Genomic DNA, 24,000 nt, shown 5'->3' on the forward strand with positions numbered 1-24,000 from the left:
CCATGAAAAGACCCGATCGCAGCCTCAGCGCAATTGGTCAGCCAATACCGAAGTCAGGAAATCGGTGACGCGGACCTTTTGGGTGGCGCCCTGTGCGTCGAGTTGGGCATTGATATTGCCGCCCCACGCCTCAAGATTTGCAACAACGCGCCGCTTCGGCTCGATCACGGTGCCGATGTCAGCATCGCGCACCGTCAGATCAAAGACGATGTGATGAACGCCGCCGGTCGAAAATTCCGCACGGCGGGTCACGCCATGGAACCTGACTAGCGTAATGTCCAATGCGACCGGCCGGTCGCCAGCCCTGGTGGCAACGATATTGCGCGCCGCCGCCTCTTGGAACATCGCCGCGATCTGCGCGATCCGGTCACCCGGCGCATCGCCATGCCAGACGATGTCAGCCTGTGGATATATGCTGTTTTCTTCGGATATTGTCAGGTCGGCCAAAGCGCTAAAATTCACCCCGGCAAGCCGGTAATCGCGCGCGATGTCCTGACGGGGATCACCTTGTACGGTTCCAGCCGGGGCACAGGCCGCAAAGGCGCCAAGCAACGCCAATACACTCAAAAATCTTTGAAACATGACTACTCTTTCATCTCAACACACACACCAACAGGCATGCTATATAAAAAGTGCCCTCTTATTGCAACGACAAGAAATACCAGCCTTGGGAAATCAGGGTTCGGCATGGGCCGCGCCCTTGTTAGCGCTAACACAATCTGTTAGAGAGGCGACAACAAAAAGCCGAGGACCAAGATGCCGCTACACCCGACCATCGCCGCCGTCACCGACCGTATCCGCGCAAGGTCCGAAGGGCCACGCCGCCGCTATCTGGACACGATGGCGCGCGCCGCCGCCGAAGGCCCGCGCCGGGCGCACCTGACCTGTGGCAATCAGGCCCATGCCTATGCCGCGATGGGCGATGACAAGGCCGCGCTGACCGCCTCCAGTGCAGGCAATATCGGGATCATCACCGCCTATAACGACATGCTGTCGGCGCATCAGCCGTTCGAGACATACCCCGACAAGATCCGCGCCGCCGCGCGTGCTGCGGGTGGCACAGCGCAGGTTGCAGGCGGCGTGCCTGCGATGTGCGACGGTGTGACCCAGGGCCAGACCGGTATGGAATTGTCGCTGTTTTCACGCGATGTGATCGCGCTGGCCGCAGGAGTAGGCCTGTCGCATAACGTGTTCGATTCCGCCATCTATCTGGGTGTCTGCGACAAGATCGTCCCCGGCTTGGTGATCGCCGCGGCGACCTTTGGCTATATCCCCGGCGTCTTTGTGCCTGCGGGGCCAATGGTTTCGGGCCTGCCCAATGACGAAAAGGCCAAGGTGCGCCAGCAATTCGCCGCGGGTGAAATCGGGCGCGACGCGCTGATGGCAGCAGAAATGGCCAGCTATCACGGGCCGGGCACATGTACCTTTTATGGCACCGCCAATACCAACCAGATGCTGATGGAATTCATGGGCCTGCATATGCCCGGCGCGTCTTTCGTCAATCCCGGCACGCCTTTGCGCGAGGCGCTGACCGTGGCCGCCACCGAACGCGCGCTGGCGATCAGCGCGCTTGGCAATGCCTATACGCCGGTCTGCGACGTGCTGGATGAACGGGCCTTTGTGAACGGGCTGGTCGGGCTGATGGCGACCGGGGGGTCCACCAATCTGGTGATCCACCTGCCTGCCATGGCGCGCGCGGCGGGTGTGATCCTCGATCTGCAGGATTTTAGCGACATATCCGCCATCACGCCGCTGATGGCCAAGGTCTATCCCAACGGGCTGGCCGATGTGAACCATTTCCACGCCGCCGGCGGGCTGGCCTATATGATCGGGCAATTGCTGGACGCGGGGCTGTTGCACGACGACACGGTGACCATCGCAGGCAAGGGTCTTGCACATTACACGCGCGAACCAAAACTGGCAGAGACTGGCGTCATCTATGCAGACGGGCCAAAGATTTCTGCCAATGACCGCATCCTGCGGCCCGCCGCCGACCCGTTTCAGGCCTCTGGTGGGTTGATCCAGCTGCAAGGCAATCTGGGGCGCGGCGTGATCAAGACATCCGCAGTCGCCCCCGAACGGCACATCATTCAGGCACCTGCGCGGATCTTCCACACCCAGGAATCGGTAAAAGACGCGTTCAAAGCCGGTGAATTCACCAGCGACACAGTGATCGTCGTGCGCTTTCAGGGGCCGAAATCGAACGGCATGCCCGAATTGCACAGCCTGACCCCGATCCTCGCGGTGCTGCAAGACCGCGGGCACAAGGTCGCGCTGGTCACTGACGGGCGCATGTCGGGCGCATCTGGTAAGGTGCCATCAGCCATCCATGTCTCGCCCGAGGCCGCGGACGGCGGCCCGATCAGCCTGATCCGCGACGGCGATATAATCCGGCTTGACGCCACCACCGGCACAATCGCGGTGCTGGACGTGGACCTTGCCACCCGCAGCCCAGCCACCGCCGATCTGACCGGCAATGGCACCGGCGTCGGGCGCGAATTGTTCGAAATCTTCCGCCGCAGCGTGGGGCCTTCTGCCGACGGGGCGGGCGTCGTCGTCTGACGCCCCCCATTTCTTATTTCCAAAAATACTCCCGCCGGAGGCAGCGCAGTGCCTGCGGCCATAGCTTCAGAAAGACTGGACATGACCCCTCAGGATGCTTCCGCCGCCGCAATGAAAATCTGCCTCCTCGCCCCGGTGATCCCGGTTCTGGTGATCAGTGATGCCAGCTGCGCCGCGGACCTCGCGCGCGCGCTGGTCGCAGGCGGGCTGCCCGCGCTTGAAGTGACCTTGCGCACGCCAGCCGCCCTCGACGTGATCCGCGAAATGGCGGGTGTGGCGGGCGGGCATGTCGGCGCAGGCACGTTGCTGACCACGCGTGATGTCGAAAACGCCAAGGCGGCAGGGGCGACCTTTGGCGTTGCCCCGGGCGCCACTGACCGGCTGCTGGACGCCTGCGAGGCGAACGATCTGCCGCTTTTGCCCGGTGCGGCGACCGCCTCAGAAGCGATGCGCCTGCTGGAACGCGGCTATAGCGTGCAAAAATTCTTTCCCGCCGAGGCCAATGGCGGCGCTGCCGCGCTCAAGGCCATTGGCGCGCCGATCAGCCAGGTGAAATTCTGCCCCACCGGCGGCGTGACCCTGCAAAACGCGCCCGCCTATCTGGCGCTGTCCAACACATTATGCGTGGGCGGGTCATGGGTGGCCCCCGCAGATCTGGTGCAGGCCGGCGACTGGGCGGGGATCACCGCATTGGCCGCACAGGCAGCGGCGCTAGCGCGCGGATAAGACGGTATTTTCACCTTGCGTTAGGAATTACCCCCTATCCAGAACAGCGTAAGGGAATAGGGACTATTCATGCTGGCTCGGTGGTCTGTTGCGTGGCGCATCAACAGCGGCTTTGTCGTGCTGGCGTTGCTGATCATCGCCCTGTCGGTGGCTGCCGTTCGGGCGGTGGATAACCTGCGCAGCGATTTTGCCACCAGCGGCCAGATCGCGGCGCAGAACATGGCGGTAGGCGGGTTCATCCGGCAGATGCAAGCCGCTGAACGCACCGTACGGGCCTATGGCGCAGCCCCAACTGACGCCATGGCGCAGGCCGTTGCCGCTCATCTTGCGGCACTGCGCGATAATCCCGCGCTATCTGCGGCCTTTGCGCCCAGCACCGCAGCACGCACGGAAATCGACGCGGTATTGGCGCTGGCGCAGGATTACGCGACGACATTTACCCAGATCAGGGACCTGCGTGCCGCCGCCACCAACCCCGGCATCGCCCTGCAGGCAAAGGTGCAAGACATGCACGGCGCCCTGCGCAGCATCACCAACAGCGTCGGCGTCTCTGGCCGGCCACAGCTGGTGCAGGCCGCACAGACAGCGATGCACAGTTTCGATACCGCCACGCTGCATCTGGACAGCTATCTTGCCTTGCGCAACGACGATGACGGGCGTGCGGCGCGCGCGGCGCTTGATACCTTTGGCGCGGCGATGGCGCAGCTGGCACAGGCGGGCGCTGGTGCCTATCTGCAAAACCAGATCGCCCAGATCGCGGACGCTGTCCCCGCGCTGATCACGGATTTGGATCGCTACGCAGCCAGTATGACGCAGGCCGACAGGCTGGAAAGCACCGTACTGGCCCCGCTGGGGCAGCTGGTTCTGGACCGGCTGAATGCGCTGCTCCGCCAGATCGCGCAGGCCGGACAGGCCCATGATGACGCCAGCGCCAGCTTGCTGGCGGATTTGCGCAAACTTATCCCAATGATGGGTCTGCTCACTGCTCTGCTGGCCCTGCTGGCCGGGTATCTGGTCGCACGCGGCATCACTCACGCGATCACCCGACTGGTAGAGGCCACCAACAGGCTGGCGGCGGGCGATACCGCGACAGCCGTGACCGGCGGCGACACAGACCACGGGTTAGGACGATTGGCGCTGGGTTTGGACGCGATCCGCGCGACACAGATCGCACAGGCAAATGCGGATGCGGCGCAAAATGCACAACAACGCGACCAACAACAGGTGATCGACATGTTGCAATCGCAGCTGGTACGTTTGGCGGCGGGTGATCTGACCGTGCAGATCGATCAGCCCTTTGCCCCCGCCCATGACAACCTGCGCCAGGATTTCAACAGGGCAACCGATGCATTGCGCGCGCTGATCGGGCAGATGTCCCAGACCGCCGGGCTGGTCGCCGTGCAAACCCGCCAAGCGACATCGGCCACAGCGGCCTTGTCACAGCGCATAGAAAAGCAAGCGACGACGCTGGACCAGACCAGCGCCGCGCTGGGCCAGCTGACAGCAAGCCTGCGCGCGGTCGCCGGTGATGCGCGCACAGTCGACAGCACAGTGACCGCCGCGCGCGCGCAGGCCACCAACAACAGCGATGTCGTGGCGCAGGCCGTCGCCGCCATGGCCAAGATCGGCGATTCGTCACAGCAGATGTCGCAGGTGATCGGGGTGATCGAAGATATCGCCTTTCAGACGAACCTGCTGGCGCTGAATGCAGGGGTCGAGGCCGCGCGCGCCGGTGACGAAGGGCGCGGCTTTGCCGTGGTCGCCGCCGAGGTGCGCACCTTGGCCCAAAAATCGGCAGAGGCGGCCAAACAGATCACCGCATTGATCGCCCGCAGCGGCAAACAGGTGCAACGCGGAACGGACCTTGTTGGTACCGCAGGCAGCGCGCTGTCGGATATCAGCACGCAGGTTGGCGAAATCGCCGCCCTGACCACGCGCATCGCCGCCGGCACCCAAGATCAGGCCACGGCTCTGTCGCGCATCACGACGGGCGTGACCGAGCTGGATCAGATGACCCAGCACCAATCAACAATGATCCACGATGCCAGAACGCGCGGCGCACAGCTCGATCAGGCGGCGGCGATGCTGACCGACCTGACGGGCCGCTTTGCCACCGGCCGCACTCCCGCCCCATTGCTGACCGAAACGGCGATCATCCCGCTCGAGGCGGCGATTGGGCGCACAAGTGCCACGCTCTTGCATCCGCCCTTCAAATCATCGCAACGCAAGGCGCCGGTACCAGATGTTTAACCGCTTGCCCTAGCTATCGGCGCGCAACCGTGCATCGCGCCCGCCACGCCGCCGCGGCGGGGCGGCCATTGGCACAGCCTGCTGCAAAGTGCGCGTCATCGGGTGGCCGGCTGGCGCATCCGCATGCCGCGTCAGCACCGCGCGCACCGCGACACCGATGTCTTGCCCGTCCGGCAGGCCCAGCACCCAATCCAGAAAAATTGACCGACACTCGGCCTCGGTAATGCCATCAATGCAAAACGCTTCGCGGATCAGGGCCTTGGTGTCATGCAGATCACCCTTCATCCGGTTCCTTTCAGACGGCGGCTGATGATGACATCTGCGGCCTTGTGCAAACGGGTCATCTGCGCCAGCAGCGCGTCCAACCCTTGGGTGTCAGTTTCACGCAGGATCATCCGGCGCGCCCCTTCGCCCAGATCATTCGGGTCAAGCCCGCCCCCTGTCAAGAGCTTGACCGCCGCCTGCAATTTCCACAACAGCCGGGCGGCATCACACAGGGCCTGCGCATCCGCCGCATCCAGCCAGCCCGCGGCGACCCCGGCGTGCAATTGCGCATCCACATCACGCGCAGGACTGCCCGCGATCAGCGCCGCTGTCTGCGCGCATAATTCGATATCCTGCAACCGGCCCGGCCCGGTCTTGGCATCCCAAGCCTCGCCCGGCCCCTTGGCCTGCGCCAGCCGCATGCGCATTTCGGCCACATCGGCGACAACCGGCGCCCCCTGCCCTTTGCGCACCAACAGATCGCGGCGAAACGCCTCGATCGCGGCGCAAAGATTGGCATCACCCGTGATCGGGCGCGCGCGTGTCAGCGCCAGATGTTCCCAGGTCCAGGCATCGGTGTTCTGGTAATCGACGAAAGCATCCAAGGATGTGGCCACCGGCCCCTGCCGCCCCGACGGGCGCAGCCGCATATCCACCTCGTAAAGCCGCCCCGCCGCCATCGGCACGGCCAGCGCGGTGATCAAGGCCTGCGTCAGCCGCGCGAAATAGGCCCGCGTTGCCAAAGGGCGCGGCCCGTCAGAAGTTTCAACCCCCGCAGGGTCATAGATCACGATCAGGTCAAGATCGGACCCCGCGTTCAGCCGCGCCGCGCCAAGCGATCCCATCGCCACAACCGCCACGCCCCGCCCGGGCGGGGGGCCGTGTTTGCGCGCGAATTCCGCCACGATCACCGGCCAGAGCGCGGCAATCACCGCCTCGGCCAGATCGGCATATTGTGCGCCGCTGCCGACAGCGTCGATCAGCCCGCGCAGATGATGCACCCCGATGCGGAAATGCCATTCGCGCGCCCAGGTCCGTGCCGCGATCAGCTGGCTTTCGTAATCGGGATGGGTCGCCAGCACCGCGCCCAATTGATCGCGCAGCGCGGCCATGCCGGGCCATGGGTCAAAGAACGCGCCGCCGATCACCGCATCCAGCACGGCCGCATTGCGCGACAGATATTGCGCCAGCGCCGGCGCCGTTGCCGCGATATCGACGATCAGCCGGGTCAGTTGCGGATTGGCCTCGAACAGCGAAAACAATTGCACTCCGGCAGGCAGCCCCGCCAGAAAACCGTCAAATTGCGCCAGTGCTTCGTCCGGGCGCGCGGCCTCTTGCAGGCTGGCCATGATCTGCGGGATCAGCCGGTCGAAAATCTCGGTCGCGCGCGGAGATCGCAGCGCGGGATAGCCTTGCCAGCGCGCCACAACCTCCTGCCCCCAGGTGATCTGCGGTTTGGGTTTGGCATCGGGGGCAAAGAACCCTTCGGTCAGCACATGCACATCGGCAAGGCGGCGGGTCAGGTCGTGGCGCAATTCCGCGACATCGCGCCCCATGAAGGCCGCGAGCCTGTCGAACCCCGCCGCATCCTGCGGCAGATGATGGGTCTGCGCATCGGCGAACATCTGCACGCGGTGTTCCACCTCGCGGTGGTGGCGGTAGTGATCGAGCAATGTGTCAGCCACATCCGCCCCGATCCAGCCCGCCCCCGCAAGCGCATGAAGCCCTTCGCCGGTGCCACGCAGGCGCAGCGCCGGATCGCGCCCGCCTGCAATCAACTGGCGGGTCTGGGTGAAAAATTCAATCTCGCGGATACCGCCGCGCCCCAGTTTCATGTCATGCCCTGCCAGCGCGACCGGCCCGCCCAGCCCCTTGTGATCGCGGATTTTCAGCCGCATGTCATGGGCGTCCTGAATGGCCGCGAAATCCAGATGCTTGCGCCAGACAAAGGGGCGCAGGGTTTGCAGGAACCGCGCGCCAGCCGCCTGATCCCCCGCACAGACCCGCGCCTTGATATAGGCCGCGCGTTCCCATGTCCGACCCACGCTTTCGTAATAGCGTTCTGCCGCTTCCATCGACAGACAGACCGGCATCACCGAAGCATCGGGGCGCAGCCGTAGATCGGTGCGGAACACATAACCGCCGTCTTTGACCTCGGACAGGATCGCCGTCATCCGGCGGGTCACGCGGATAAAGGCGGTGCGCGCCTCGAACACATCCTCGGGGGCGAAACGGCTGTCGTCGAACAAACAGATCAGGTCGATGTCAGAGGAATAATTCAGCTCATGCGCGCCCATCTTGCCCATCGCCAGCACGACCATGCCTGCGGCGTCCTGCGGCGCGCCGAGGGGGAGTTTTCCGCGCGCAACCTCGGCCGCGACCAGCCGCGTGACACAGGCCGCAACCGCCGCATCGGCAAAGCGGGTCAGCGTGCCGGTCACGGTTTCCAAAGGCCATACACCGCCCAGATCGGCCAGTGCCGCAACCAGCGCGATGCGCCGTTTCATCTGCCGCAGATGGATTGGCAGCGCGTCCAGCGTGACGGAGTCAAGCTGGACCAGCAAACCGTCCACCGCCGCTTCGGGATCATCGAGCGCGGCAGGCAGCCAGTCTTTTTCTTGCCGCATCAACCCTGCCAGATAGGGGCTGCATCCGGCAGTCCCGGCCAGCAAGGCACTGATTTCGGGCGCAAAGGCGGGCAGTTGCGTCAGCATATCCGCACCAAGCGCGGCGTCATACGGACGAGGGCAACGGGTGATGCGGCGGGCAATGCTCATGCGCTGCACATTGGGTGCAATCGGGGGGCTGGTCAATCGCCAACACCCCGCTAAGCTGCCCCAAACAGGAGCATGACAGATGAGCAAAAGCCTGACCCGCGTCATCCGCGCACTGCAAGATCACGGGGTCCAGATCACCCCGCTGGAAATGGACGAGCAGACCCGCACAGCACAACAGGCCGCCGATGCCGCAAACTGCGCGCTGGACCAGATCGCCAAATCGGTGATTTTCGCAGGCCAGACCAGCGGGCGCGCGATCTTGTTCATCACCGCGGGCGGCAATCAGGTGGATAGCAGCAAGGCAAGCGTGGCCGCGGGCGAGCCTTTGGCCAAGGCCGATGCCGGTTTGATCCGCGCGCAGACCGGTTTTGCCATCGGCGGTGTTGCCCCCATCGGGCATTTGACGCCGGTGCGCGCCTTTTTCGATGCGCGCCTGCTGGATTTCGCGCAAATCTGGGCGGCTGCAGGCACGCCACGGCATATATTCCCCATAGCGCCGCAGCAATTGTTGCAGATTTCCGGCGCGCAGATTGCTGATTTCATTGCCTGATTTGTCATGATGTAAAAAACCTTTACATCACCTCTTGCAAAATATGGGCGGCTTTCCGATATCTGTGATGTGAAACACATTCACATCCACCCTGCTGCCTTGAAGGAGAGCATGATGACCACGAACACAGCCCAGACTTACGACACCAGCCCCGGTTTTCTTGCCCGGACCGAGGCTTGGCTTGATGCGCGCGGCAAAGGCGCCTGGATCGCCGCGATGGTGCTGGGCTTTATTGTGTTTTGGCCCGTGGGTCTGGCGCTTTTGGCCTATATGATCTGGGGCAAGGGCCTTTTTGCGGGGTCCTGCCGCAAGACTGGCAAGTCGTCCATCACCATGACCAAATCCAGCGGCAACGCAGCTTTTGACGCCTACCGCAATGAAACCATCCGCCGTCTGGAAGACGAGCAGCACAAGTTCGAGGCTTTTCTCAAGCGGTTGCGCGATGCCAAGGACAAGGCCGAATTCGACGCCTTCATGGATGAACGCGAACGCAAGGCCGCAGCAAAATCTGCCATGGCACCCGACGCGCCACAGGTCTGACACAGGCCAATTCCCCCGAACGGCCCGCCACGGCGGGTCGTTTTGGTAAGAGGCGCGCATTAACGCAGCGTGTGACACAGGGCTTGGCGCGCGGGCGCAGGGTTGTTAAGCTTCGTGAAACCATACGGGTTCATTCATGCGCCACACCCTTCCAATCGCCCCGCAGTTCTATGTGACAGCGCCGCAGCCTTGCCCCTATCTTGCGGGCCGGATGGAACGAAAGCTGTTCACAGCCCTGCAAGGCGACAACGCGCCGAAACTCAACGATTCGCTGTCAAAACAGGGGTTCCGGCGGTCGCAAAACGTGCTCTACCGGCCGTCCTGCGCGGAATGTTCGGCCTGTATGTCGGCACGGATCAATGTGGCCGCGTTCACGCCTTCGCGCAGCCAGCGCCGTGTTCTGGCGCGCGCGCATCACCTGCACCGCCGCGCGACATCGCCCTGGGCGACCGAGGAACAATATGACCTGTTCCGCGCCTATCTCGACAGCCGCCATGCCACGGGCGGGATGGCAGATATGGATATGTTCGAATTTGCCGCCATGATCGAGGAAACGCCGATCCGGTCGCGCGTGATCGAATATACCGATGCGGGGGTTTTGCAGGCGGTCTGTCTGACAGATATTCTCGATGACGGGCTGTCGCTGGTCTATTCCTTCTTTGATCCCGCGCTCGAACGCTTGTCGCTTGGCACCCATGTCATCCTTGACCATGTCAAGATCGCGCAGGAAATGGACCTGCCTTATGTCTATCTGGGCTATTGGGTGCCGGGCAGCCCCAAGATGGGCTATAAGGCGAAATTCGCAGGGCTGGAGGTGTTTCGCGGCGGCACATGGTCACCGCTGACCGCGCCCGACAGTTTCGACACAGCCCTGCATCCTTTGTCCTCCGAACCCATCGCCGAACAGGTCGCCAAGATCAACCTGCCCGACGGGCGCAGCTAGCCCATCAGCCCAGCAGGTTGGGCAGGATCGTCACCACCCAAGGGAAAAACGCAAGGATCAGCAGCGCGCCGATCTGGATGCCGATGAACGGCAGCACCCCGCGATAGATCTGGCCCGTGGTGATGGACTTGGGCGCCACACCGCGCAGATAGAACAGCGCAAACCCGAATGGCGGCGTCAGGAACGAGGTTTGCAGGTTCACCGCGATCATGATCGTCACCCATTTGGGATCAAACGTGCCGCCATAGATCACCGGCCCGACAATGGGGATCACGATGTAGATGATCTCCAGAAAATCCAGCACGAACCCAAGGATGAACAGCACGAGCATGACCAGCAAGAACACCTGCCATTCATTGTCGAACGACCGCAGGAATTGCTGGATATAATGTTCCCCCCCGAAAGAGATCAGCACAAGGTTCAACAATTGCGACCCGATCAGGATGGCAAAGACCATCGCCGTCACCTTGGCGGTTTCGCGCACGACAGGTGCCAGAACGCCGCCCGCCAGCAGCACCCAACAGGCCCACAAAAGCCCGAACATCGCGTAAAGGAACGCGCCGAATGCCACCAGAAAGGCGATCCTGTCTTCCAGCGGCACCACCTCGCGGCCCATGCGCATGTCGAAATTATACCCCACCAGCAGCATCACGATGATCGCCCCCGCCGTCAGCAGCACGATGCGCGGTGACAGGCCCTGATCCTTGCGCTTGCGATACGCCGCCAGCAGGATCGCCCCGCCCGCACCCAAGGCTGCGGCTGGTGTCGGGTTGGTGATGCCCCCGATGATCGACCCCAGCACCGCCACGATCAGCACCAGCGGCGGAAAGATCACCCGCAGAATATCGTTCTGCCCCATATAACCAAAGGCGACCCGCAGCCCCCGATAGGCCACCAGCAGCGGTAGCGCGATCAGCAAAACCGTCCCCCCCGGCGTCGTCAGCGGCGAAACAAGCAGCACATCGACCAGCAGTAACAGCCCGATCCCCCCTGCCCCGATCAGCAAGGGCCGGTGGTCGGCCAGCGGCGCCACGCCGCGCGCCACGGCCAACATCAGCCCCATGATCACGGCGGCAACGGCAATGCCGGTCCCGATGGGCGGCGCGTCAACGGCGCGCTGCGCGACCCTCTCGGCGCGTTCCTCTGGCGAAAGTTGTCGTGCCTGTGTCACGCCACCGGCGGCGTCGATCTGCGCCTGTTCGGCAAGGGCGCTGTCCCATGCCGCTTGGCCATGCAGGGCGATCATGCTGTCGGCGCAGGCGGGGCTGACGCGGGTGCGCAATGATGCGGATTGGCCTGCATCGGTGAAACTGCCCACCAGCACCGACTGGCTACCCACAACGCCTGCCCCGTTCAGCCCGATCACCAGCCCGATGATCCCCACAGGCACCGCCAGAAACCATGTCAGTTTATCGTTGCGGCTGCCGGTCTTGGTGCCGGTACCTGCGCTGAATTGCACGGCGGGGGCCTTGGTCGGGTTCAGCAGGGCAAAGACAAAGGCATAAAGCGCGTAAAGCACCGCCAGCATGATCCCGGGCAGCAAGGCCGCCTGAAACAACGCGCCCACCGACACCACCGCAGGCTTGCCCAGATAGGTCAGCGCGTCATTGCACCCCGCCAATTGCGCGCGCTGTTCTTGTGCCGTGGCGTATAGATCGCCTGCCAAGGTGCCCAACAGCACGATCACGATGGAGGGTGGAATGATCTGCCCCAAGGTGCCGGACGCCGCGATCACCCCCGTGGCTAATTGCGGCGAATAGCCGTTTTTCAACATCGTCGGCAGCGCCAGCAGGCCCATCGTCACGACAGTGGCGCCCACGATCCCTGTCGAGGCCGCCAGAAACGCACCAACGATCACGATCGACACGGCAAGCCCCCCCGGCAACGGGCCGAACACCCGCGCCATCGTGGTCAGCAATTCATCCGCGATGCGCGAGCGTTCCAGCACGATGCCCATCATCACGAACATCAGCACCGCCAGCAAAATCTCGATGGAATTGCCCGCCAGCACCTTTTCATTGATCCGGTTGACCATGAACCCGATGTTGCGGTCCAGCGCCGTTTCCCAGCCCTGCGGGAACAATGGCGCCTCAAACCGGGGCAGATCAGGATAGCGGAACACCGAAATCGTATCCGGGCGCACGCCCTCGGCGATCAGGGCGCGATAGGCGTCAGAGCGCATATCGACACCAGCATGGACCAGCAGACCGGACGAATCCAGCGCAGCAATGATCGCAAAAGACATCACCGCCGCCCCGCTGATCGCAAAGGCCACGGGAAATCCCGACAGGATCCCCGCAAACAGCGTCAGGAACAGGATGATGATGCCGATCTCGATGCCGTCTAAGCCGAAAAGCATGATACGTCCGCCTTGTTAATGTATCTTGGCTGAAAGATCGGCGATCTCGTCGCCGGTCTTGTCTTTATCAAGGTATTTGGCCTCGCTGGCCTCGCCTTCTTTGCGTTCCAGCAACGACCGGTAAAACACCGCGACCGCCTGCAACAGCACCATGAAGGTGAAGACCAGCAGCAGGATCTTGAACAGGAAATAGGCGTCAAAACCGTTTGCCGATGTGCTGATCGTTTCGATATTCCACTGGAATGCCTGCGACCGCGTCATCAACCGATCGAGCGTGTCAGACGCCGATGCGTTGGGCAGCACCAGATGCCGCCACATGAAAAACCAGCCATAGATCCAGATCACGATGGCGGATGGCACCATGAAAAACAGCGCGCCGAACATGTCGACACAGCGTTTGGCGCGAAAACTCATCGGCGCATAGAGCAGATCGACCCGCACATGCCCGCCCTGCACAAAGGTATAGGTCGCGCACAGGGTAATGACGATGGCGTTATAAAGCTTCAGCTCGTCCGACCACCAGCTGACGGGGCGTTCAAAGGTCACGCCCAACCCGATGCTGATGTCAGAGACCGCGAAAATGCCTTGCAGAAAGATGATGACGATCTGTTGCAGCACCATCAACAGCCCTGCCCATGCCGCGGCCCGCCCGACGCTGTTGGCAAAGCCTTCCAGCACGCGCACGCAGCGCCACATGAAGGCATTAAAAATCAGCCCTGCGATGGTGACGACCGCAAAGATCACCAGCACCGCAAAGAACAATTCAACCGAGGCCCCGTAATAGATGAACCGCGCCAGCGCCTGTTTGGCGGCGGGGTCCATCGGGCCATTGATCTGCGGCACCCAAGACAGCCACAGGCCGGGGTTCAGCAGCGCGAAACCGATGTTGTAAAAGGCTGCGATCAGCTGCGCCGCGATCCAGCCAAAGGCGTTGCCGCCCCATGCCTCCACCAGTCCCATGATCTATCCCCGTTTATTCTTGCACCGATGCAAAGAAGGCCCGCAGCACCCGCGCGGGCCTTCTTTTGGCGTTGCATACCGGCGATGCCGGCCTTGCGCCTAGGCCTTCAGGCGGTTGCGCTGTGCCAGATAAGCACCTTCGGAAATGCTGGACCATTGCGCCGAGCTGCGCATCGAGGCGAAATAGCTTTCGTGGCATTTCGCATAGATCGGATCACCCAACGCTTCGGCGACGACTTCGTCGGCGGCGGCGCTGAACGCATCCCAGATCGGGTCCGCAAATTCGAGCACTTGCACGCCACCGGCCTGCAAACGCGACAATGCAGCGGCGTTACGGGCCATGAACAGCGACATCGTCCAGATGCTGCTGGCGCGGCTGGCGTTTTGCACGATCGATTGCTGCGCCGGCGTCAGGCTTTCGTAGACATCAAGGTTCAACACCAGGTTCAGGTTCGGCCCCGGCTCGTGGAAACCGGCGGTGTAATAGAATTTGGTGATTTCCTGGAAACCGGCGGTTTCATCAGCCCAAGGCCCGATCCATTCGGTCCCGTCAATCGCCCCAGAGGCCAGCGCCTGATACACTTCAGCGCCCGGCAGGTTCTGGACCGATGCGCCCAGCTTGCCCATCACCTGACCACCCTGCCCCGGCATGCGGAAACGCAGACCCTGGAAATCTTCGGGGCCGTTCATTTCCTTGGCAAACCAGCCACCCGATTGCGGGCCGGTGTTGCCTGCCGAAAATGCCTTGAGCCCAAAGATCGAATACAATTCGTCAGCCAGCACATCGCCACCGTCGTGGTTGATCCAATTGGAATATTCCATAAAGGTCATGCCGAACGGGATCTGCGAAAAGAACGAAAACGCAGGGTGCTGGCCAAGGAAATAGTAATCCACGCCGTGATACATATCGGCCTGACCAGCGGCGACGGCGTCGAACACTTCGAACGCGCCGACCAATTCGCCCGCGGCCTTGAGATCGACGGTGACCTGCCCGTCGGTCATTGCGGTGATCATATCGGCGCAATATTGCGCGCTGTCATGCACACCGGCAAGGCCACGACCCCAGGTCGTCACCAGCGTCAGGGTACGGTTGCCCTGCGCCTAGGCAGGCGCGGCCAGCGCTGTCGCTGCAGCGGCAGAGCCGCCAATCGCTGAATTCTTCAAGAAAGACCGACGGTCCATAAAATCTCCTCCCAGAAGGTTTTGGCGGGGTCATGCAACATGCACGATCTGCTCAAGGTTGTCGTAAACCTTTTTTAACCACATTCGAAATACAAAAGAAATACAAAACAACCGGCTAAATCTTCTCGGGCTTTAAAAGCCAACCGCAGTCACTGCAGGCTTTGAACGCTGAACTTTGCACGCCACCAGACCAAAGGCGGCCGCCCCTTTTGACGGGGGCGACCTGACTGTCCCCCGGGAGAGAAGGATCAGTTTTCCAAGCTGGCCTGAATACCCGCACGCACGATCGAGAACCATTCCCCCGTCAGGCGCAATTGTTCCAGCCCCGCGTTCATCGCAGGCAGGGCGGCATTGGCCTCGGGGTTGGTCTTGGCCACAAAGACATGCAGCGTCGCGGTCGTGGTCAGCGCATCCAGCGACACGACCCTTTCGGAAATCGCCAGGCTGCGCATGTCATCTTCGGCAGGCAGCGCATCATAGGTGACGACATCGACAGCGCCCGCTTCGAGCAGGCGCCAGCACTCCAGCTGACTGACCCGCGTCATCGTGATCTCTGGTTCTGTCAGGCCTTCGGCTTCCATGTCAAAGGTGAACCATGCATCGGGCCGACAGATTCGCGCGCCCAGCAGATCGGCATGGTCTGTCGCGCCGTCATAGGGGCTGCCCGCCAGCGTGTAATACCCGACCAGCGCGTCATAGAACGGGTCGGAATGGTTGAAATCGGTGCAGCGATACGCATTGGGCGGCGACAGGATTTCAACGCGGTCGCAATCGGGCTTGAACCACGGAAAGGCCATATCGACAGCGCCCGACGGCAGCAGGCTGTCCAGCTGCGCGTTCCAATCGTTCACGAAGAAGAAATTGACCTCTTGTGCGGGATTGCCCAGCTCGAGCGCGCGCAGCACCAATTGGGTGAACAGCCCGCCGCCGGGCAAGTCCTTGTCGGTGAATGGCGCATAGCCGCTTGCTGTCACGATGCGCAGCGGGCGGTCGGCTGTCACCGGTACGAGCGCTGCGGCTTGGTTGGCCGCGGGCGCCGCAGATGGCAATGACCCGTCCGCGCAAGGGATCGTGATCACCTGCCCGGTTTCAACCAGATTGGGTGACCGCAGAACATGCGCATTGGCGTTGAACAACACCTGAAAACCGCCTTGAACCCCCGTCGCTTTGGCGATCTTGCTCAGCGTATCGCCTCGGACGATCGTGTACCGGCTGCATAAGTCCTGCGCCTGAGCTGCGTGACTACCGCCCAGCACCAGACCGGCCGATATCGCTAGCGCCATGGCCAAAGCCGAAGCGGTCTTGAATGCCATACCCGTCGTGGTCACCATGGGGTTTGCCTTTCTATGGTCGGTTTCCTGTCCCTCGACTATCCCGCAGAAAAAGGCGAAATGTTGACCAAATCTGCGAAAAGACCGATCTGGACCGCCCAGACCGCTGCTTTGTTGTCGAATGCGACCGATCCATTGGCGCGGGTCATTTCAGCGCCTCACGCATTCGTGGCGCGTTCAGGGTTGTTTTCAGGGGGCCAAGGCTGGTCTAACGTCGCAGGAACGCGAAAAGGATGACATGATGACCGACCACAAACCCTATACCCCCCCCAAAGTCTGGACATGGGACGCCGAAAGCGGTGGCAAATTCGCCAGCATCAACCGGCCCATCGCAGGCGCGACCCATGACAAGGACCGCCCGCAGGGCGAGCATCCGCTGCAACTTTATTCGCTGGCGACACCCAATGGCGTCAAGGTCACTGTCATGCTCGAAGAATTGCTGGCCGCAGGTCACAAGGGCGCGGAATATGACGCCTGGCTGATCGACATCAACAAAGGCGACCAGTTCAGCAGCGGTTTTGTGGGCGTGAACCCCAATTCCAAGATCCCCGCCTTGTTCGATAGTGACACCGGCCTGCGCGTGTTCGAAAGCGGCGCGATCCTGCTGTATCTGGCGGAAAAATTCGGGGCGTTCCTGCCTACGGACATCGCAGGCCGGACCGAGACGCTCAACTGGCTGTTCTGGCTGCAAGGCTCTGCGCCCTATCTGGGCGGCGGGTTCGGGCATTTCTACGCCTATGCGCCGGAAAAATTCGAATATCCGATCAACCGTTTCGCGATGGAAACCAAGCGCCAGCTGGATGTGCTGGACCGGCAATTGGCCGATCACGCCTATATCGCGGGTGACAGCTATACGATTGCGGATATGGCGATTGCGCCGTGGTACGGGCGGCTGGTCAAAGGCGGGGCTTATGGCGATGCCGCGACCTTCCTTGATACGGCATCTTATAAAAACGTGAACCGTTGGGCTGATGCGGTTCTGGCACGGCCTGCCTATATCCGCGGGCAAAAGGTCAACCGCACATGGGGCGAGCCGCATGAACAGCTGCCCGAACGGCACGCGGCCAGCGATTTCGACACATAAACAGACTGTTGCGGTCCGGCGATAGCGGGGGTGAATTTCGCCCCCGCCCTTGCGCCTGACGGGCAATGGCCCCATGTCCGCCCGACAAAGGTGGAGTCCGCATGTTAACTTATCTTATTCTGATCGGCGGCTTGCTTGGCCTGTTTCTGGGTGGAGACTGGCTGGTCAAAGGCGCAAGCGGTCTGGCGCTGCGCTTTGGCGTGGCACCGATAATCGTCGGCGCAGTTGTCGTGGGCTTTGGCACATCGACACCTGAATTGCTGGTGTCATTGCAAGCGGCGCTGGGCGGGCAGCCGGGCATCGCCATCGGCAATGTCATCGGGTCCAATATTGCCAATATCCTGCTGGTGCTGGGAACGGCGGCGCTCATCGGGCCGCTGGTTTTGACCTTTGCAGATGTCCGCAAAGATCTGCTTTGGATGACAGGCGCGGTCTTGTTCCTGCCCTATGCCTTCTGGTCGGGCGAGGTGAGCCATGTCGAAGGGCTGGTGTTGATCGGCGCACTGGCGGTTTATCTGTTCATCAGCCTGAAAGGATCGCGGGGCGAGGTAGACGACATCGACGCCCCCACCAGCCTGTGGATCGGTGGCGGGCTGACCATACTGGGTCTGGTCACGGTCATGGTCGGCGCGCATTATCTGGTGCAAAGCGCCAGCATCATCGCCCGCCAGTTCGGCGTGTCAGAGGCGATGATCGGGCTCAGCATCGTGGCCATCGGCACATCGCTGCCGGAACTTGCCACCACGGTGATGGCCGCGATCCGCGGCGAACGCGATATCGCGCTGGGCAATATCGTGGGGTCCAACATTTTCAACATTCTCGCCATTCTGGGGATCACAGCGGTGGTGACACCTATTCCGGTCGATGCGCGGTTCTTGAACGTGGACACGCCTGTCGTGATCGGGATCACGCTGTTGTTGCTGGCGCTGGTCTATTTCGTCGGCCGGATGAACCGGCTGGTCGGGGGCGGGATGCTGGTGGCCTATGTCGCCTATATCGCCCTGACGGCCGGTCTCTGAAAGAAAGTTGCGACAAAACACCTTTTTGCGACATTTTCTCCAGCGGGGCGGTTGACCGCCCTGCGAAGTCGCTCTAGAACCTGCCACAGCAAAAGGAAATATGATGATTGTCGTCGTACTAATCGTGGATCACATGCGCATGGGCCGGTAACGGATTTTCCATAATGACCCCATGCGCCCCCGACAAAATCGGGGGTTTTTTTATGCCGGATGCAACGAAACGGATAGGACACCAGAGCAATGAGCAAAACCATGACCGGCGCAAAAATGGTCGTACAGGCCCTGATTGATCAGGGCGTGGATGTCGTGTTTGGGTATCCCGGCGGGGCCGTCCTGCCGATCTATGACGAATTGTTCCAGCAGGAAAAGATCAAGCATGTGCTGGTGCGCCACGAGCAGGCCGCCGTCCATGCCGCCGAAGGCTATGCGCGCTCAACCGGCAAGCCGGGTGTGGCGCTGGTGACATCCGGCCCCGGTGCAACCAATGCTGTGACCGGCCTGACCGATGCGCTGATGGATAGCATCCCGATCATCGTGCTGACCGGCCAGGTGCCGACCTTCATGATCGGGTCAGATGCGTTCCAAGAGGCCGATACAGTCGGCATCACGCGGCCCTGCACCAAGCATAACTGGCTGGTCAAGGATACCGAGAAACTGTCAGCCACCCTGCACGAGGCGTTTCACGTCGCCCTGTCCGGCCGCCCCGGCCCGGTGCTGATCGACATTCCCAAGGATGTGCAATTCGCCACTGGCACCTACACCGAGGCACGCCAGGTCGAAACCCATTACAATCCCCAGGTCAAAGGCGATCTGGCGATGATCACCGAATTGGCCAAGGCGATGGAAACCGCCAAACGGCCCGTGTTCTATACCGGCGGCGGCGTGATCAATTCCGGCACTGCCGCGTCGCAATTGCTGCGCGAACTGGTGGCGGCGACCGGTTTTCCGATCACCTCGACCCTGATGGGTCTGGGGGCCTATCCGGCCTCGGGCGACAATTGGTTGGGGATGCTGGGGATGCATGGCCTGTATGAGGCCAATATGGCGATGCACGACTGTGATCTGATGATCAATATCGGCGCGCGCTTTGATGACCGGATCACGGGGCGAATCGACGCCTTTAGCCCACGCTCGAAAAAGGCACATATCGACATCGACGCCTCCTCGATCAACAAGGTGGTGCATGCCGATTTCCCGATCCTGGGCGATGTGGCCCATGTGCTCGAAGATTTGCTGAACGTCTGGAAGGCCCGCGGGCGCAAGACCAACACCGAAGGTCTGGCCAAATGGTGGGGCCAGATCAAGGAATGGCGCGCTGTCGATTGCCTGAAGTTCACCCAGCAAGGCAAGATTATAAAACCACAATATGCGTTAGAGCGGCTCGAAGCCCTGACCAAAAAGCACGACCGCTATATCTGCACCGAGGTTGGCCAGCACCAGATGTGGGCCGCGCAATATCTGGGGTTCGAGGACCCCAACCGCTGGATGACATCGGGTGGCCTTGGCACCATGGGCTACGGTTTTCCCGCATCCATCGGCGTGCAAATGGCCCATCCGGACGCGCTGGTCATCAACGTGGCAGGCGAGGCGTCGTGGCTGATGAACATGCAAGAATTGGGCACAGCGATGCAGTACCGTTTGCCGGTCAAGCAATTCATCCTCAACAACGAACGGCTGGGCATGGTGCGGCAATGGCAGGAATTGCTGCATGGTGAACGCTATTCCTCCAGCTGGTCGGAATCCCTGCCCGATTTCGTGAAACTGGCCGAGGCATTCGGCGCCAAGGGCATTTTGTGCAGCGATCCTGACACGCTGGATGATGCGATCATGGAAATGCTGACCCATAAAGGGCCGGTCCTGTTCGATTGTCTGGTCGAAAAGCATGAAAACTGCTTCCCGATGATCCCGTCGGGCAAACCACATAATGAAATGCTGCTCGGCGATGCCTCGACAAAGGATGCCATCCAGGCCGGTGGCGCGGTGCTGGTGTAAGCCAGATCAATTCAAGGATAAGGACACCAACATGTCACCGCTGAAAATCAAAAAAGGCTCGACCAGCCATTCCGCCTATGACCTGCGGCCGAGCTATTCCGACACGGTGGAACGGCACACTCTGGCCGTTCTGGTGGAAAACGAACCGGGTGTGTTGGCCCGCGTCATCGGGCTCTTCGCTGGCCGCGGCTATAACATCGAAAGCCTGACCGTCGCCGAAGTCGACCATCAGGGCCACCGGTCGCGCATCACCATCGTGACCACCGGCACACCGCAGATCATCATCCAGATCAAGGCGCAGCTGGGCCGCATCATCGACGTGCATAAGGTCAACGACCTGACCGTCGAAGGGCCAAGCGTGGAACGTGAACTGGGGTTGTTCAAGGTCGCAGGCAAAGGCGAACACCGCGTCGAAGCCCTGCGGCTGGCCGATATCTTCCGCGCCAATGTGGTGGACAGCACGCTGGAATCCTTCGTGTTCGAAATCACCGGCACGCCCGAAAAAATCGACGCTTTCGCCGATCTGATGCGCCCCTTGGGCCTGCAAGAGGTGGCCCGCACCGGTGTCGCCGCCTTGTCGCGGGGCGCGGTCTGATCCGCCGCGCTGCGCGCGCCGGAGGCCTCCGGCGGGAGTACTTATAGAAATAAGAAGCTGCGGATCAACGCCTCTCGCGGCTTCTTATTTCCAAAAATACTCCCCGCGCGGAGCGCACCGAACATCGCGCAGAGATGTGACGGATCAACGCGGCAGGATGCCCGCCGCCTCGCCCGCGGCGATCTCTGCGGCATCAAGCAAGCCATCGCCATTGATATCGAGCGCAGCGAAATTGTCTTCGGACACTTCGGGGGCCGCGGCCTGCACTTCGGGGAAACTGTACTGCCCGTCGCCATTCACATCGATCGCCGTCGATTGCGCCAAGGCGGGCAGCGCCAAAAGCAGGGCAGCGGGGATCAGCAGGTATCTGGACATTGTCGCCTCCACAGTCTGTTTGATACATTCTATCTGGGCATTTTCTACGCCGAATACCAGTGCCTGCCGATCACTTAGCCGCGCGCCCTTGCCCCCGCCGCGCGCAGCGGACAAGCTGTGCGCAGCTGACCAAGGATTGCATCATGACACCGCGCAAGATCATTATCGACACAGACCCCGGGCAGGACGATGCCGTGGCGATCCTGCTGGCCCTCGCCTCGCCCGAGATCGACCTGCTGGGAATCACCGCCGTGGCGGGCAATGTGCCGCTGCCGCTGACCGAAAAGAACGCGCGCATCGTGTGCGAACTGGCGGGCCGGCCCGATGTCCGGGTTTTTGCCGGCTGTGACCGCCCGCTGTCGCGCCCATTGGTCACGGCGGAACATGTGCATGGCAAGACCGGCCTTGACGGCCCGCAAATGGCAGACCCCACGATGCCGTTGCAGGATCAGCATGCCGTTGATTTCATCATCCAGACGCTGCGCGAAGAACCAAGCGGCACGGTGACCTTGGTCCCTGTTGGCCCCTTGACCAATATCGCCACCGCGTTCCAGCGCGCGCCTGATATCATCGCGCGTGTGCGCGAAATCGTGCTGATGGGTGGCGCCTATTTTGCGGTGGGCAACATCACGCCGGCTGCGGAATTCAACATCTATGTCGATCCCGAAGCAGCCAAGATCGTCTTTGCCGCCGGTGTGCCGCTGGTCGTCATGCCGCTGGATGTCACGCATAAGGCGCTGACCACGCGCGCGCGGATTGATGCCTTCCGCGCGATGGGCACCCGCGTCGGCGATATGGTCGCCGCCTGGACCGATTTTTTCGAACGTTTCGATATGGCGAAATACGGATCAGAGGGCGCGCCTTTGCATGACCCCTGCACTGTCGCCTATCTGATCGACCCCAGCCTGTTCAGCGGCCGGCTGATCAATGTGGAAATCGAGACAGGGTCGGAGCTGACCCTCGGCATGACCGTGGCCGATTGGTGGGGCGTCACCGACCGCCCCAAGAACGCGCTGTTCATCGGCGATATTGATGCCGAAGGGTTTTATGCGCTGCTGGCAGAAAGACTGGCGCGGTTATGAAAATCGCCTTTGACAACAGCTATGCCGCCCTGCCCGCGCAGATGTTCACGCCGCAATTGCCGACGCCTGTGGCGGCGCCCGCGATATTCGCGCGTAATGACGCATTGGCCGCAGTGCTGGGCATTGATCTGCACGCGCCCGATGCCGCACAGATATTCGCAGGCAACCATATTCCGGCAGGGGCCAGCCCGATTGCCACCGTCTATGCCGGCCACCAGTTTGGCCATTGGAACCCGCAACTGGGTGATGGCCGCGCGATCCTGTTGGGCGAGGTTGTGGGCAGCGACGGCATCCGCCGCGATATCCAGCTCAAAGGGGCCGGTCCCACCCCCTATTCGCGGTCGGGAGATGGCCGTGCCTGGCTGGGTCCCGTGATGCGCGAATATCTGGTGTCAGAGGCGATGGCCGCCCTTGGCGTGCCGACCACCCGTGCGCTGGCGGCTGTCACCACGGGCGAGGATGTGTACCGCGAAACCCGCCTGCCAGGGGCCATCATCACCCGCGTGGCGCAGAGCCATATCCGCGTCGGGACCTTCCAGTTTTTCGCCGCGCGCAAGGATGTCGACGCCCTGCGCGCCCTGACCGATCACGTCATCGCGCGCCATTACCCGCAGGCGGATGGGCCTGCAGCCTTGCTCGATGCCGTGATCGCCCGCTCTGCGCGGTTGATCGCGCGCTGGATGGGGCTGGGGTTCATCCATGGGGTGATGAACACCGACAATGTCAGCATCGCAGGCGAGACGATTGATTACGGCCCCTGCGCCTTTGTCGATGATTTCGCACATGGCGCGGTGTTCAGCGCCATCGATCAACAGGGCCGCTATGCCTATGGCAACCAGCCACAGATCGGGGCCTGGAACATGGCGCAATTTGCCACGGCGCTGATCCCTCTGATGGCTGACCGCGACCGCGCGGTGCAGGATTTCACCGCTGCCGTGCAGGGCTTTGCCCCGATCTATGCCCATGCCTGGTTGCAGGTTTTCGCGGCCAAGCTGGGAATTGCCGATCCCACGCCAGAGGATGCGGCCCTTGTCACTGACCTGTTGAACCTGATGGCGCAGGATGGCGCGGATTTCACCGCGACCTTTGCGGCGTTGTCGGATGGTCAGGCGCGCGACCAGTTCATCGACCACGATGCCTTTGATGTTTGGGCGACACGCTGGCGGGCGCGCCAGTCGCCACAAGCCGCAGAGATCATGGCAGGCGCCAATCCGCGCGTCATCGCGCGCAATCATCAGGTAGAGGCCGCGATTGCAGCGGGCGTTTCAGGCGATTTTGCCCCATTTGACGCGCTGCTGGCGGCGGTGACGCAGCCCTACACCGACAATGCCGCGTTTTCACGGCCACCCAGCCGCGATGAGCGTGTGACGCGAACGTTTTGCGGGACCTAAGAGGGTGAGGCCCCGGAT

19 protein-coding genes and 1 pseudogene are annotated in these 24,000 nt (G+C 62.0%); 12 read left to right on the plus strand and 8 right to left on the minus strand.

Features of this window, described 5'->3' with window-relative positions; translation table 11 throughout:
* Positions 1–24: 24 nt before the first annotated feature.
* Complete coding sequence (locus SKA53_RS05325; RefSeq protein WP_007205052.1) at positions 25–582, minus strand: DUF6778 family protein; 558 nt, start codon at positions 580–582, stop codon at positions 25–27.
* 174 nt (positions 583–756) lie between these two features.
* Between SKA53_RS05325 and edd the strand changes: the two genes are divergently transcribed.
* From edd to SKA53_RS15015, 3 genes are all read left to right on the plus strand, one after another.
* Entirely contained in the window at positions 757–2,562 is a 1,806-nt protein-coding gene (gene edd / locus SKA53_RS05330; RefSeq protein WP_007205053.1) for a phosphogluconate dehydratase, read from the plus strand.
* A gap of 81 nt (positions 2,563–2,643) precedes the next feature.
* Positions 2,644–3,288, plus strand: coding sequence for a bifunctional 4-hydroxy-2-oxoglutarate aldolase/2-dehydro-3-deoxy-phosphogluconate aldolase (eda, locus tag SKA53_RS05335; RefSeq protein WP_040482811.1), 645 nt, complete (start codon positions 2,644–2,646; stop codon positions 3,286–3,288).
* A 69-nt stretch (positions 3,289–3,357) separates the two neighbouring features.
* Positions 3,358–5,538 carry a methyl-accepting chemotaxis protein gene (locus SKA53_RS15015; RefSeq protein WP_007205055.1) on the plus strand — a complete coding sequence of 727 codons (2,181 nt, stop codon included), beginning with the start codon at positions 3,358–3,360 and terminating at the stop codon, positions 5,536–5,538.
* Positions 5,539–5,547: 9 nt separating this feature from the next.
* On the opposite strand, the gene SKA53_RS05345 is transcribed toward SKA53_RS15015, so the two are convergent.
* Positions 5,548–5,823, minus strand: a complete 276-nt coding sequence (locus SKA53_RS05345) for a hypothetical protein (RefSeq protein ID WP_007205056.1) — start codon at positions 5,821–5,823, stop codon at positions 5,548–5,550.
* Positions 5,820–8,579, minus strand: coding sequence for a glutamine-synthetase adenylyltransferase (locus SKA53_RS05350; protein ID WP_007205057.1), 2,760 nt, complete (start codon positions 8,577–8,579; stop codon positions 5,820–5,822). The genes SKA53_RS05345 and SKA53_RS05350 overlap by 4 nt, the downstream gene beginning before the upstream one ends.
* Positions 8,580–8,658: 79 nt before the next feature.
* Between SKA53_RS05350 and SKA53_RS05355 the strand changes: the two genes are divergently transcribed.
* From SKA53_RS05355 to SKA53_RS05365, 3 genes are all read left to right on the plus strand, one after another.
* A complete protein-coding gene (locus SKA53_RS05355; RefSeq protein WP_007205058.1) occupies positions 8,659–9,129 on the plus strand; it encodes a YbaK/EbsC family protein in 471 nt (156 codons plus the stop codon).
* A 111-nt stretch (positions 9,130–9,240) separates the two neighbouring features.
* Positions 9,241–9,669: a DUF2852 domain-containing protein gene (locus SKA53_RS05360; RefSeq protein WP_007205059.1), complete on the plus strand. Its 429-nt coding sequence runs from the start codon at positions 9,241–9,243 to the stop codon at positions 9,667–9,669.
* 136 nt (positions 9,670–9,805) lie between these two features.
* Positions 9,806–10,612, plus strand: coding sequence for an arginyltransferase (locus SKA53_RS05365; protein ID WP_007205060.1), 807 nt, complete (start codon positions 9,806–9,808; stop codon positions 10,610–10,612).
* Positions 10,613–10,616: 4 nt separating this feature from the next.
* Here SKA53_RS05365 and SKA53_RS05370 read toward each other — a convergent pair whose 3' ends face one another.
* The 4 genes and pseudogenes from SKA53_RS05370 to SKA53_RS05385 all read right to left on the minus strand — a co-directional run bounded on the left by SKA53_RS05370 (position 10,617) and on the right by SKA53_RS05385 (position 16,444).
* Positions 10,617–12,971 carry a TRAP transporter large permease gene (locus SKA53_RS05370; protein WP_007205061.1) on the minus strand — a complete coding sequence of 785 codons (2,355 nt, stop codon included), beginning with the start codon at positions 12,969–12,971 and terminating at the stop codon, positions 10,617–10,619.
* Positions 12,972–12,986: 15 nt separating this feature from the next.
* Positions 12,987–13,931, minus strand: a complete 945-nt coding sequence (locus SKA53_RS05375; RefSeq protein ID WP_007205062.1) for a TRAP transporter small permease subunit — start codon at positions 13,929–13,931, stop codon at positions 12,987–12,989.
* A gap of 99 nt (positions 13,932–14,030) precedes the next feature.
* A pseudogene (locus SKA53_RS05380) lies at positions 14,031–15,113 on the minus strand (TRAP transporter substrate-binding protein).
* Between the two features lie 248 nt (positions 15,114–15,361).
* A complete protein-coding gene (locus tag SKA53_RS05385) occupies positions 15,362–16,444 on the minus strand; it encodes a LysM peptidoglycan-binding domain-containing protein (RefSeq protein ID WP_007205064.1) in 1,083 nt (360 codons plus the stop codon).
* A 241-nt stretch (positions 16,445–16,685) separates the two neighbouring features.
* Here SKA53_RS05385 and yghU point away from each other — a divergent pair, with 241 nt between their 5' ends.
* From yghU to ilvN, 4 genes are all read left to right on the plus strand, one after another.
* On the plus strand, positions 16,686–17,528 hold the full coding sequence (gene yghU, locus SKA53_RS05390) for a glutathione-dependent disulfide-bond oxidoreductase (RefSeq protein ID WP_040483148.1): 843 nt from the start codon (positions 16,686–16,688) through the stop codon (positions 17,526–17,528).
* A 101-nt stretch (positions 17,529–17,629) separates the two neighbouring features.
* On the plus strand, positions 17,630–18,547 hold the full coding sequence (locus SKA53_RS05395) for a calcium/sodium antiporter (protein WP_007205067.1): 918 nt from the start codon (positions 17,630–17,632) through the stop codon (positions 18,545–18,547).
* A gap of 240 nt (positions 18,548–18,787) precedes the next feature.
* Positions 18,788–20,539 (plus strand): acetolactate synthase 3 large subunit, encoded by a 1,752-nt coding sequence (locus SKA53_RS05400; RefSeq protein WP_007205068.1) that lies wholly within the window; start codon positions 18,788–18,790, stop codon positions 20,537–20,539.
* A 31-nt stretch (positions 20,540–20,570) separates the two neighbouring features.
* Positions 20,571–21,134 carry an acetolactate synthase small subunit gene (ilvN, locus tag SKA53_RS05405; protein WP_007205069.1) on the plus strand — a complete coding sequence of 188 codons (564 nt, stop codon included), beginning with the start codon at positions 20,571–20,573 and terminating at the stop codon, positions 21,132–21,134.
* Between the two features lie 144 nt (positions 21,135–21,278).
* Here ilvN and SKA53_RS05410 read toward each other — a convergent pair whose 3' ends face one another.
* The gene (locus tag SKA53_RS05410; RefSeq protein WP_040483149.1) at positions 21,279–21,509 is read right to left on the minus strand and encodes a hypothetical protein; all 231 of its coding nucleotides are present in this window, start codon (positions 21,507–21,509) and stop codon (positions 21,279–21,281) included.
* A gap of 143 nt (positions 21,510–21,652) precedes the next feature.
* Between SKA53_RS05410 and SKA53_RS05415 the strand changes: the two genes are divergently transcribed.
* Positions 21,653–22,591: a nucleoside hydrolase gene (locus tag SKA53_RS05415; RefSeq protein WP_007205071.1), complete on the plus strand. Its 939-nt coding sequence runs from the start codon at positions 21,653–21,655 to the stop codon at positions 22,589–22,591.
* Entirely contained in the window at positions 22,588–23,982 is a 1,395-nt protein-coding gene (locus SKA53_RS05420; protein WP_007205072.1) for a protein adenylyltransferase SelO, read from the plus strand. Before SKA53_RS05415 ends, SKA53_RS05420 begins: the two co-directional genes overlap by 4 nt.
* Positions 23,983–24,000 lie beyond the last annotated feature (18 nt).

Origin of the sequence: Yoonia vestfoldensis SKA53, from assembly GCF_000152785.1 — a bacterium.
Taxonomy (GTDB): domain Bacteria; phylum Pseudomonadota; class Alphaproteobacteria; order Rhodobacterales; family Rhodobacteraceae; genus Yoonia; species Yoonia vestfoldensis_A.

What these genes read in the sequence shown, in the direction of transcription:
- SKA53_RS05325 (WP_007205052.1), bottom strand. Translation starts at nt 582, where the DNA reads ATGTTTCAAAGATTTTTGAGTGTATTGGCGTTGCTTGGCGCCTTTGCG.
- edd (WP_007205053.1), top strand. Translation starts at nt 757, where the DNA reads ATGCCGCTACACCCGACCATCGCCGCCGTCACCGACCGTATCCGCGCA.
- eda (WP_040482811.1), top strand. Translation starts at nt 2,644, where the DNA reads ATGACCCCTCAGGATGCTTCCGCCGCCGCAATGAAAATCTGCCTCCTC.
- SKA53_RS15015 (WP_007205055.1), top strand. Translation starts at nt 3,358, where the DNA reads ATGCTGGCTCGGTGGTCTGTTGCGTGGCGCATCAACAGCGGCTTTGTC.
- SKA53_RS05345 (WP_007205056.1), bottom strand. Translation starts at nt 5,823, where the DNA reads ATGAAGGGTGATCTGCATGACACCAAGGCCCTGATCCGCGAAGCGTTT.
- SKA53_RS05350 (WP_007205057.1), bottom strand. Translation starts at nt 8,579, where the DNA reads ATGAGCATTGCCCGCCGCATCACCCGTTGCCCTCGTCCGTATGACGCC.
- SKA53_RS05355 (WP_007205058.1), top strand. Translation starts at nt 8,659, where the DNA reads ATGAGCAAAAGCCTGACCCGCGTCATCCGCGCACTGCAAGATCACGGG.
- SKA53_RS05360 (WP_007205059.1), top strand. Translation starts at nt 9,241, where the DNA reads ATGATGACCACGAACACAGCCCAGACTTACGACACCAGCCCCGGTTTT.
- SKA53_RS05365 (WP_007205060.1), top strand. Translation starts at nt 9,806, where the DNA reads ATGCGCCACACCCTTCCAATCGCCCCGCAGTTCTATGTGACAGCGCCG.
- SKA53_RS05370 (WP_007205061.1), bottom strand. Translation starts at nt 12,971, where the DNA reads ATGCTTTTCGGCTTAGACGGCATCGAGATCGGCATCATCATCCTGTTC.
- SKA53_RS05375 (WP_007205062.1), bottom strand. Translation starts at nt 13,931, where the DNA reads ATGGGACTGGTGGAGGCATGGGGCGGCAACGCCTTTGGCTGGATCGCG.
- SKA53_RS05385 (WP_007205064.1), bottom strand. Translation starts at nt 16,444, where the DNA reads ATGGTGACCACGACGGGTATGGCATTCAAGACCGCTTCGGCTTTGGCC.
- yghU (WP_040483148.1), top strand. Translation starts at nt 16,686, where the DNA reads ATGACCGACCACAAACCCTATACCCCCCCCAAAGTCTGGACATGGGAC.
- SKA53_RS05395 (WP_007205067.1), top strand. Translation starts at nt 17,630, where the DNA reads ATGTTAACTTATCTTATTCTGATCGGCGGCTTGCTTGGCCTGTTTCTG.
- SKA53_RS05400 (WP_007205068.1), top strand. Translation starts at nt 18,788, where the DNA reads ATGAGCAAAACCATGACCGGCGCAAAAATGGTCGTACAGGCCCTGATT.
- ilvN (WP_007205069.1), top strand. Translation starts at nt 20,571, where the DNA reads ATGTCACCGCTGAAAATCAAAAAAGGCTCGACCAGCCATTCCGCCTAT.
- SKA53_RS05410 (WP_040483149.1), bottom strand. Translation starts at nt 21,509, where the DNA reads ATGTCCAGATACCTGCTGATCCCCGCTGCCCTGCTTTTGGCGCTGCCC.
- SKA53_RS05415 (WP_007205071.1), top strand. Translation starts at nt 21,653, where the DNA reads ATGACACCGCGCAAGATCATTATCGACACAGACCCCGGGCAGGACGAT.
- SKA53_RS05420 (WP_007205072.1), top strand. Translation starts at nt 22,588, where the DNA reads ATGAAAATCGCCTTTGACAACAGCTATGCCGCCCTGCCCGCGCAGATG.